This window comes from uncultured Fibrella sp., assembly GCF_964250085.1.
Taxonomy (GTDB): domain Bacteria; phylum Bacteroidota; class Bacteroidia; order Cytophagales; family Spirosomataceae; genus Fibrella.
Map to the genome: position 1 here is coordinate 40263 of NZ_CAXUEC010000005.1, position 9907 is coordinate 50169.

A 9907-nucleotide genomic window follows, 5' to 3' on the forward strand; every position below is an offset into this window, starting at 1 on the left:
CAATGCCAAAGCTATACAGCACTAACTGATTTTTAGCGACTTCCTCCCAAACTATCGAGCAGCGCTATTCCCAGCCACCGCCCAGCGACCGGTAGAGATCAGTCAAAGCCAGGTACTGAGCACGTTTGGTGTTGATGAGCGACAACTCAGCTTCCAGCACGCTGCGTTGAGCCGTGATCACTTCCAGATACGACGCATAACCAGTAGCGAACAGATCGTTGGAGGTAGAAACGGCCTGCCCCAACACGGCCACCTCCTGCGCCTGAAGGTCGGCTACCGATCGGTAATTCTCCACACCGCGCAGGCTTGTAACCACCTCACTGAAGCCCGTTTGAACCGTTTGCCGGTAGCGGTAAAATGCCTCCCGGCTCTGCGCCACCGACTGGCTATAATTGGCTTTCAGGAAACGGCGATTAAAGACGGGGGCCGTTAATCCACCCAGCAAACCGGCCGCAATAGATCCCGGATTGAACAAAACCGCCGTCCGAAATGCATTCAGTCCTGCATAGGCCGACAGGTTCAGCGACGGCAAAAATTCGGCCCGAACAACCTCTACATCCACCTGAGCAGCCGACAACTCCAGTTCGGCCTGTCGAATATCGGGGCGGCGATTCAGGAATTGCGTGGGTAAACCCGCCATCACCTGGCCGGGCATCGCACGCTGTTGCAGCGACGTACCCCGGCTGATCGGTTGCGGGTAACGGCCCAGCAGGCGGTTCAGTTGGTTTTCGGCCTCAACGATCTGCTGACGTACCTGACCCTGCCGACTTTGCGTGTTCAGCAACTGCGCCGTAAACTGCTGAACGGCCAGCTCGGTAACCCGCCCCGCCTGTTTCTGCACCCGAACCAGTTCCACCGCGCGCTGCTGGAAATCAATGTTTTTCTGAATGATCTCCAGTTCGCCATCCAGCGCCAGCAGGTCGTAATAATACCGGGCCACCTCAGCTACCAGCCCGGTAATCACCGCATGGCGCCCTTTCTCCGACGCCAGCAACCGCAGATACGCCGCCTTACGCCGGTTGCGAAGCTTGCCCCAGATATCTACTTCCCATGTGCTGCGTGCGCCGAGAAAATAATCGGGCGTTGGGTTGGGAATGAGCAGGTTACCCCGAATATTATCCGACAGGTTCGTGTCGAAATTACCCACACCATTCAGGGTGTTCCGGCCATACCGATCTACCCCCGCCGACGCCACCGCATTGACCGTTGGCGCCAGATACCCCCGGCTGTAGTCGAACGCAGCCCTGGCCATTTCAATGCGTTGCGTGGCGATGCGCAGATCCAGATTACCGCCCAGCGCCGTGTCGATCAGGGCCGTCAGGTACGGATCGGCGAAGAACGTGCGCCAGTTCTGACTGGCCATACTGGCCGAATCACCAGCCGCCTGGGACGTACCTGCGAACGAAGAAGGAACGTCGGATAAGCGGGCTGGCGACAATGGTTTGTACACCTGACACCCACTCAACAATGCCGTAGCCAGTACTGCCAGCCCGGCCCATCGCGCCGTTTTATGGTTGAAGAATTGCACCGTTAACATGATTTTGTGTGGACACGGAAATGGGTTCGTGCAGGTTGTGATCCTGCTCATCGCCCTCCGTTGGTTTTGACCGAACGCGTTCGGCCAGTTTGGCGAACACTACATACAGACCCGGCACCAGCACCAGGCCAAAAACGGTGCCGGTAAACATACCGCCCGCCGCCGCCGTACCAATAGACCGGTTGCCCAGCGCACCCGCGCCAGAGGCAATGCAAAGCGGAATCAGCCCCGCAATGAAGGCAAACGAGGTCATCAGAATGGGGCGGAGTCGCGAAACGGCTCCTTCCATCGCGGCTTTTACAATGGGCAGTCCTTCTTTCTGGCGCTGGTTGGCAAACTCAACGATCAGGATGGCGTTTTTACCCAACAGGCCAATCAGCATGACCAGCGCCACCTGCGCGTAGATATTATTCTGTAAACCAGCCAGTTGCAAAAAGAGGAACGAACCAAAAATACCAGCAGGTAGCGAAAGCAGCACCGGCAGCGGCAGGAACAGACTTTCGTACTGCGCCACCAGCAACAGGTACACAAACACCAGACAGATGGCGAAAATGTACATCGCCTGATCGCCCGACAGAATTTCTTCCCGCGTCATACCCGACCATTCGTAGCCAAACCCCTTTGGTAGCTTTTCAACGGCTACCTCCTGAATGGCCCGGATGGCGTCGCCGCTGCTGTAGCCCGGTGCCGCATCACCGTTGATCATCGCTGAGGTATACATGTTGTAGCGCGTTAACTGTTCGGGGCCATACACGCGCTCCAGTCTGACAAAGTTGGCATACGGCACCATCTCGCCCTGGTCGTTTTTTACCCGCATGTTCAGCACGTCTTCCGGTTTAGCCCGGTAGCTGGGCGCCGCCTGCACCATCACTTTATACATCTGCCCGAACCGGATGAAATTCGAGGCGTAGAAACTCCCCATCAACGTTTGCAACGTACCCATCGCGTTGTCGACCGACACGCCTTTCTGCGCCGCCTTGTCCTGATCGACGTGCAACATGTATTGGGGGAAGCTGGGATCGAAACTGGTGAAGGCGTTGCTGATTTCGGGGCGCTTTTTCAGGGCCTCGATAAAGTCTTGGGCTACCTTCGCGGTTTTCAGCAGATCGCCGCTTTTTCCCCGATCAAGCAGCCGTAACTCAAACCCACTGGAGTTACCAAAACCAGGTACGGTAGGCGGCGGGAAAAACTGAATGCTGGCGTCGTGTACGTTTTTCGTTTTCTCTTCCAGCGTAGCAATCAGGTCGGCCGTCGATACGGTTCGTTCGTCCCAGTGCTTCAGATTGATCATGCCCATACCGTACGACGCACCCGCTCCGTCTGTTAACAGGCTGAAACCCGCCAGCGTCGATATGTTTTCGACCGCCTTCTCTTCCGAAGCAATCGCTTCGATCGCGTCCAGCACTTTCTCCGTGCGGTCAACGGTTGCCCCGGCGGGCGTCGTCACGTTCACGTAGATCATACCCTGGTCTTCGGTGGGAATAAATCCGCCGGGTAATATGGTGCTCACGCCCCACGTACCCAGCACAAACAGCAGGAGCATTCCCCAGGTCACTACGCTCCGGTTTACAACCCGGCCGAGCAGCCCTTGAAATTTCCCAGCCAGCGACTCATATACCCGGTTAAACCCGGCGAAGAACCGGCCGAGTAACCCCGTTTGCTCGCCATGCATCGGGCGCAGCAGCAACGCGCATAATGCGGGTGTGAGCGTCAGGGCGTTGATACCCGAAATGACAATCGAAATAGCCAGCGTCAGCGAGAATTGCCGGTAGAAAATCCCCACCGGCCCCGACATAAACGCCACTGGCACAAACACCGCCGACATCACCAGCGTGATGGCGACAATGGCACCGGCAATATCTTTCATTGCCCCCAGTGTGGCCGCCATCGGCGACAGGTGTTCTTCCGTCATTTTGGCGTGAACCGCCTCAACCACCACAATGGCATTATCGACCACAATCCCGATAGCCAGCACGAGCGCAAACAGTGTTAACAGGTTGATCGAGAAGCCGATGGCATTCATGAACGCGAACGTACCTACCAGCGCTACCGGCACCGCCAGCGCACAGATCAGCGTTGACCGCCAGTCTTGCAGGAACAGAAATACGATCAGGAACACCAGTACAAACGCCTCGATCAGTGTGCGCACCACCTCATGAATCGACGCGTCGAGAAAGCGGGAAACGTCATAGGCGTAGTTGTAGGTCATGCCCGTTGGAAACGAACTTTCCTTCAGCTCAGCCATCCGCGTTTTGATGTTGGCAATCACCTCGCGGGCGTTGGAACCGGGCCGTTGTTTCAGCATGATCGCCGCCGACGGCCGACCATCCGTTTTCGACAACACGCCATAATCGGCCGACCCGAACTCAATGTCGGCTACGTCTTTCAGGCGTAGCAGCGATCCGTCCGCATTGGAGCGGATCACGATGTTTTCGTACTGCACCGGCTCGTAAAATTTACCCGTGTACCGAAGCACATACTGCAATACCTGCGGGTCGCGGTCGGCACTTTCACCCGCTTTTCCAGGCGCAGCCTCTACGTTCTGCTTCCGAATAGCACCGATAACATCATCCGGCGACACTTCGTAGACCGTCATGCGATCGGGTTTGAGCCACACCCGCATCGAATAATCGCGGCTACCCATAATGGCGGCAAAACCAACCCCGTCGATCCGCTTCAACTCGGCCAGCACATTAATATCGGCGAAGTTGTAAATGAATTTTTCGTCAACTGTAGGGTCCTCGCTTACGATGTTGAGGTAAAGCAGCATGCTGTTCACCTCCTTCTCGGTAACCACACCGGCTTTGATCACCTCTTCGGGAAGCTCGTCGAGCACCGTTGTCACCCGGTTCTGCACGTTCACCGCAGCCAGATCGGGGTCGGTTCCTACCTTGAAAAATACCTGAATGAGCGTCGATCCGTCGTTGCCGGAGATCGAGGTCATGTAGGTCATATCGGGCACCCCGTTGATGGCCCGTTCGAGCGGCGTAGCCACAGCTTTGGTACATACTTCGGCATTGGCACCGGTGTATCTGGCCGTTACCGTCACCGAGGGCGGCACAATATCAGGAAACTGCGTAACGGGTAATGTGCTGAGCGCCAGCACACCCAACAGCACGATCAGCACCGAGATAACGGTTGACAGTAGAGGACGTTTAATGAACGTGTTGAACATAACGAATGGAGTAAACTGCCATTAAGTGGTCATTATGCTTCGCTGTCATTAGTTGTCATTAGTTGTCATTAAATAGTCATCGATTGTCATCAGTTGAAAACTACGAATGCCTACGTAATGACAACTAATGACAGCGAAGCCCAATGACAGCAAAGCGCTTTATAGAGCCGCCGCGTAGAGCGCCTTGAGGCTGTCGGAGGGCAGCGGCCTGGGCACGATGGTCATGCCCTCTTTCACGTTCTGAATACCTTCGTAGATGATCCGGTCGCCCGCCCGAAGACCCGACTGAACGATGTAGAACTGGTCGACCCGGCTGCGGGGAATGAAGCTCCTGGTTCTGACCCGATTCCGGTTATCGACCACATACACGAAGTTTTTGTCCTGAACCTCGAACACCGCTTTCTGCGGCACCAGCAACGCATCATCGACATCGGTCGTCAGGCGAACTTTGCCGGTAGCTCCGTGGCGGAGCAGGTGCTTGGGATTCGGGAAGCGGGCGCGGAAGGCGATGGTGCCCGAGTTACCTTCGAAAATGGTCTCCGTGGTCTCGATCAGGCCTTTATGCCCGTAGTGTGTATCATCGGCCAGCACCAGTTCCACTTCCCGGACGGTTGTCTTGGTGGGATCGAGCCGCTTTTTGATCGACGTGAGGTACTCCTTTTCCGAGACATTGAAATAGGCATACATCTCCCGCAGGTCCGAGACGGTGGTGAGCAATGCGCCCTCCTCGATGAGACTCCCGCCTTTGAATGGAATCCGGTTGATTACCCCGTCGAAGGGTGCCCGGATGCTCGCCAGCGACACCCGCAGACGGGCGTTGTCGAGTGCAGCCCTGGCCTCGTTGATGGCTGCTTTGGCCGACTCCATTTTCGCTTTGGCTAGCTTTGACTCTGTCGGCGAGATGATGTTTTTGTCGACCAGCAGTTTGACGCGTTCCATCTCTACCTCCACCGATTTCGACTGGGCAATGGCGCTTTCCAGACTGGCCTGTGCTTTGGCCACTGCAACCTGGTATTCGGCCGCATTGAGTTGGAAAAGCAGTTGTCCTTTCCGAACTGCCTGCCCTTCATCGACCAGGATCTTATCGAGGTAGCCCGCTATTCGGGCGCGAATCTCCACGTTTTGCACGGCTTCCAGGTTGCCCGCATAATCGCGATCAAGGGTAGTGTTCTGGTTAGTGAGTTGAATAATCGGGAACTCCTGGTTTTTGGGTTCTTCTTTCGTTTCGCTTTTGGCCGTACAGCCAACCAGTAACGCAAATAGAAACGAAGTGGCAATACCCGTATAGCCGTTCATGGGTTGAGTTGGTCTAACTGTTGGTGACGCATTCGGTAGCACAGACCAGCCATTGCCCGAAGATGCCCTGACTACGTGCTGTGTCTGGGGGCAAAGTAAATTTTCATACGTTAGCTCTGGCTTAGAAAACTCTTAGAATTTTCTTAGAAATAAGGCAATTGCGGCAATCGGTATAAGAATAAGTCAATTACATAGCTGATGAACCCTAAGTTCGTTGCGGCTCCATCGCTACAATTGGTTTCAAGTCCATTCCGGCAGGTAGACCAACGCCTACATGCGGGTAATAGGCCAACTTAACTATTGAGCAATTTTCCGGTTATAGACTCACCAACGTTCCTATAAACTATGAAATTTCTATGGTGCTTACTGCTACTTATCGGGCTATGGGTAAGTAACAACCCCACTGCCGTTGCCCAGGCCAGGATCAATGTCAACGAACCCACCAAATTAGCGGCGGACAAGGAAGCCTCACCCGATTCAGTCAAGGCCAAAGTCGCTAACCCCAGGTCGCTTACCTTCACGGCCTCAACCGACCAGCGTTTCTTCTTTTTCAACGATACCCGTAATGATAACGGGAAGCGTGTTCCGGTCAGCGTCTATGGCGTTCGGGCGGGTTTTCTGTTTCCGGTAAAGCATCCCGAAAACGTGGAGCCCGGCGGCATGCGGGCCGCCTTCAAAACAGGCGTCGGCTTTTACTTTGTGAATCAAACGCTCGACCGGCCGGGACTGCTGCCCGGTACGTCAGAAGCCGTTGAACGTCATCTGCGCATTGTAACGGCCTATTTTGAACCGTACCTCTACCGAAAAAAAGCGATTGAGATCAGCCTGCCTCTTGAGTTGGGTTACGGCCATTCGCGCTATGAGGTAGCCAGCGATCAATCGACTGAGCGCGAAGTAGCAAGGGGTATTTTCATACCCGCCGGTGTTGGGTTGTCCGCCTCCTACCAATTCCCGACCATTCGCGGGCTCCGCCCCCTGCGCTGGTTTGGCCTGAACCTGCTGACGGGATACCGGTTTATTCTGAAACGGGACGTACCTGAGAGCCAGGTCAATTATTCGGGCCTTTACTTCTCCGTTGGCCCGTCGTTCTTCCTGGAGAATTTAACCTATGACGTAGGTCAATGGCGGAAAAACCGTAAGAAGAAGAAAAAATAAACGGGCAACTTACCTACGGTTTTCGTCTGGCCCGACCGAGCCATAGCAAGCTGTTGATGATGAGCTTATCCTGCTCAGGACGCCCGAACGTAGACGAAAGCTGCTGGTTGGTTTTGTGCTCGTAGTCGATGTCGTTATGGCCCATGTTCATGTAGACCATGCGGTATTTTCGGTTTGTCCAGACCACCGGATAGTAGCCACTATGCCAGATCTCGTGTGGTTTGGGGCCCGTGCCAAGCGGAAAGCTGGTCGAGTCGATGGCCATCAATATGTCAATATCCGGGTTTGTCCGTAAGTCGTTCGACCAGCGGTACCACTCGTTCGGGGCCGACGTGAAGGTGTTGGCCAATCCCCGAACAGCCGGATGATTCGGTGACTCGACCCGAAGCACGGCAGACGTTGGCCGCCAAGTATTGCTGCCATACGAGCCGGAGCCCAGAAACTGGTTATGGTACCAGTCCCAATTCTGTGGGTACGTCGACGGCGTCAGCGCGAAAGCGGCAAAGTGGAAACCCATCCAGCCACCGCCCTGCTTCATATACGTTTCAAACGCAGCCCGTTGCGCCGCCTCTTCGGGGCGGGTATCCAGAAACAGAACGACCTGATAGGCCGACAGAAACTGACTGTTGAGGTTGCTCCAGTCGGCCGTTGAATCGTACCGAAAACCATACGTTTTTCCCAACTTCGACAACCATCGGTTGGCTTCGTGCACGAAACTGATGTGCGCCTGATCATTTTTAGCCGTATAAAACGCGACAACATTGAAATCGGGCTTTTTGGGAAGCGATTGAGCGATTGCCAGCAACGTACCCAGGCAACCGAAAAATAGACATATACCTTGCTTAATGGCCCTATTCATGCATCCCGCATAATAAAATGAACGCCTTTCGGATTGGACGAGTATCACCCTGACAACTCCTGAATAGCTTTACCGTTAAGATGAGGAACCGCCCACTCTACTGTGAACACGGGTAACTGATCGCTGACTTATGGAAACTCTCGTCCCTGTTTATCCCGGCCTGCCCCTGATCGGTAATGCGCTGTCAATGGCCCGCGACCCGCTGGGCATGTTCATCCGGTTACGTCAAAAATATGATCGGGTGGTGCGCATCAGTCTGGGCGGGAGGCATCAATACATCGTCTTCCACCCCGAAGACGCGAAGCATGTATTGCAGGAAAACAACCGGAATTATGTACGTTCCCCGGCGTTTATGGTGCTGAAACGGTTTCTGGGCGAAGGCTTGCTCACCAGCGATGGCGACTTCTGGCGCAAACAACGGCGGCTGGCGCAACCCGCTTTTCACCGGCAGAAAATCACGCTACTGGCCGAAACAATGGTGCAGGAATCGGTCAACTGGGTAGATCAGCTTCGGCGGCTTAACCTGTCGCAGCCTGTCAACATCTCGCAATCGTACATGGACGTGACCATGCACATTGTTTGTAAAACCCTCTTCAGCACCAGCGTCGACGGGCGGCTCGACGGGCTATCGCATTCACTGGAGACGCTTAATATACTGGCTAACAAAACATTACTGTCGCCAATCAAGCTACCACGTACCTGGCCGACGCCCAGTAACATCCGCTACGACCGGGCCAGAGCGCATGTCGATTCGCTCATCTACGAATTCATTCACACCCGCAAACAAACCGGCGACCGCCGCGACGACCTGCTCGACATGCTGTTGTATGCCAGAGACGAAGATACTAACGAGGGGATGTCGGAGCTGCAACTGCGCGACGAGTGCGTGACCCTCTTTACGGCGGGTCACGAAACCACGGCCGTATCGATGGCCTGGCTAACGTACCTGCTCGCCCAACACCCCGACGTAGTGGCGAAACTCCGCGCTGAAGCCGACGCCGCGCTTGGCCATGCCGACCAGTCGGGCCAGGCGGTGATCGACGGGCTGCCACCCGTTGCTGCTTTTCGCGCCATGCCCTACTCACTACAGGTGGTGCAGGAAGCCTTACGACTCTACCCGCCCGCCTGGGCCATGAGCCGTATGGCGCTCAACGACGACCACATCGGCCCCTATCGGATTCCCAAAGGCGACACCGTCATCGTGAGTCCCTACCTGCTTCACCACGATCCAACCAACTGGCCAAACCCCGATCTGTTCGACCCCGACCGGTTTGCTGAGGGGCGCGACAAAGATCGCCCGGCCTACGCTTATCTGCCGTTTGGCGGTGGGCCACGCCTCTGTATCGGCAATCAGTTTGCGCTGATGGAAATGCAGATCCTGCTCACCTTCTTCATCCGAGCCTTCGACTTTGAGCTTGTCAACGCCGCCTCGATCCGTCCCAAACCGCTGATCACCCTCCGTCCTAACCGCCCAATTCAGGTTAAACTGACCTTGCGCTAACGTCAAAACAGAACGACTACTTACGATCAATAAATTCACATTTTAATAATTCTTTAATTCTTCAACTAAAAGTTTCATAGTGAGCCGATTCTCATAACTTGTGTGGATGTAAACGCATCGTCAATTTTCCATCCACATTCTGTTGACATTAGTTATGAGACACCTTTTACTCTTTTTACTGGCGGTCTGGTCGCTGGTTCATTTGCAAACAGGCATTTTATACGGACAAACGGTTGTTCGTAATTCAATTACCACAAACACCACCTGGACAAAAGCGGGAAGCCCTTACCAGATTAACGGGGGAATAACCGTTTCGTCGAACGTCACCCTGACCATTGCCCCCGGCGTGGAGGTGCAGTTCAACGGGGGGGGATTGTATGTGTA

7 protein-coding genes are annotated in these 9907 nt (G+C 54.9%); 3 read left to right on the top strand and 4 right to left on the bottom strand.

What is annotated here, in order from left to right:
* Positions 1-64 precede the first annotated feature (64 nt).
* From ACFE8Q_RS17130 to ACFE8Q_RS17140, 3 genes are all read right to left on the bottom strand, one after another.
* Positions 65-1537: a TolC family protein gene (locus ACFE8Q_RS17130; protein ID WP_375446642.1), complete on the bottom strand. Its 1473-nt coding sequence runs from the start codon at positions 1535-1537 to the stop codon at positions 65-67.
* Entirely contained in the window at positions 1509-4712 is a 3204-nt protein-coding gene (locus ACFE8Q_RS17135) for an efflux RND transporter permease subunit (RefSeq protein WP_375446643.1), read from the bottom strand. The genes ACFE8Q_RS17130 and ACFE8Q_RS17135 overlap by 29 nt, the downstream gene beginning before the upstream one ends.
* Before the next feature lie 159 nt (positions 4713-4871).
* Positions 4872-6008 carry an efflux RND transporter periplasmic adaptor subunit gene (locus ACFE8Q_RS17140; RefSeq protein WP_375446644.1) on the bottom strand — a complete coding sequence of 379 codons (1137 nt, stop codon included), beginning with the start codon at positions 6006-6008 and terminating at the stop codon, positions 4872-4874.
* Positions 6009-6353: 345 nt separating this feature from the next.
* Here ACFE8Q_RS17140 and ACFE8Q_RS17145 point away from each other — a divergent pair, with 345 nt between their 5' ends.
* Complete coding sequence (locus ACFE8Q_RS17145; RefSeq protein ID WP_375446645.1) at positions 6354-7163, top strand: hypothetical protein; 810 nt, start codon at positions 6354-6356, stop codon at positions 7161-7163.
* A 13-nt stretch (positions 7164-7176) separates the two neighbouring features.
* On the opposite strand, the gene ACFE8Q_RS17150 is transcribed toward ACFE8Q_RS17145, so the two are convergent.
* Positions 7177-8022: a ThuA domain-containing protein gene (locus ACFE8Q_RS17150; RefSeq protein ID WP_375446646.1), complete on the bottom strand. Its 846-nt coding sequence runs from the start codon at positions 8020-8022 to the stop codon at positions 7177-7179.
* 130 nt (positions 8023-8152) lie between these two features.
* Between ACFE8Q_RS17150 and ACFE8Q_RS17155 the strand changes: the two genes are divergently transcribed.
* Both ACFE8Q_RS17155 and ACFE8Q_RS17160 read left to right on the top strand, forming a co-directional pair.
* Positions 8153-9523, top strand: coding sequence for a cytochrome P450 (locus tag ACFE8Q_RS17155; protein WP_375446647.1), 1371 nt, complete (start codon positions 8153-8155; stop codon positions 9521-9523).
* A gap of 154 nt (positions 9524-9677) precedes the next feature.
* Positions 9678-9907, top strand: a 230-nt coding sequence (locus tag ACFE8Q_RS17160; protein WP_375446648.1) for a hypothetical protein, incomplete at its 3' end; no start/stop codon positions are given.

Excerpts from the sequence above, each read along its gene's own strand:
- ACFE8Q_RS17130 (WP_375446642.1), bottom strand. The coding sequence starts at position 1,537 with ATGTTAACGGTGCAATTCTTCAACCATAAAACGGCGCGATGGGCCGGG.
- ACFE8Q_RS17135 (WP_375446643.1), bottom strand. The coding sequence starts at position 4,712 with ATGTTCAACACGTTCATTAAACGTCCTCTACTGTCAACCGTTATCTCG.
- ACFE8Q_RS17140 (WP_375446644.1), bottom strand. The coding sequence starts at position 6,008 with ATGAACGGCTATACGGGTATTGCCACTTCGTTTCTATTTGCGTTACTG.
- ACFE8Q_RS17145 (WP_375446645.1), top strand. The coding sequence starts at position 6,354 with ATGAAATTTCTATGGTGCTTACTGCTACTTATCGGGCTATGGGTAAGT.
- ACFE8Q_RS17150 (WP_375446646.1), bottom strand. The coding sequence starts at position 8,022 with ATGAATAGGGCCATTAAGCAAGGTATATGTCTATTTTTCGGTTGCCTG.
- ACFE8Q_RS17155 (WP_375446647.1), top strand. The coding sequence starts at position 8,153 with ATGGAAACTCTCGTCCCTGTTTATCCCGGCCTGCCCCTGATCGGTAAT.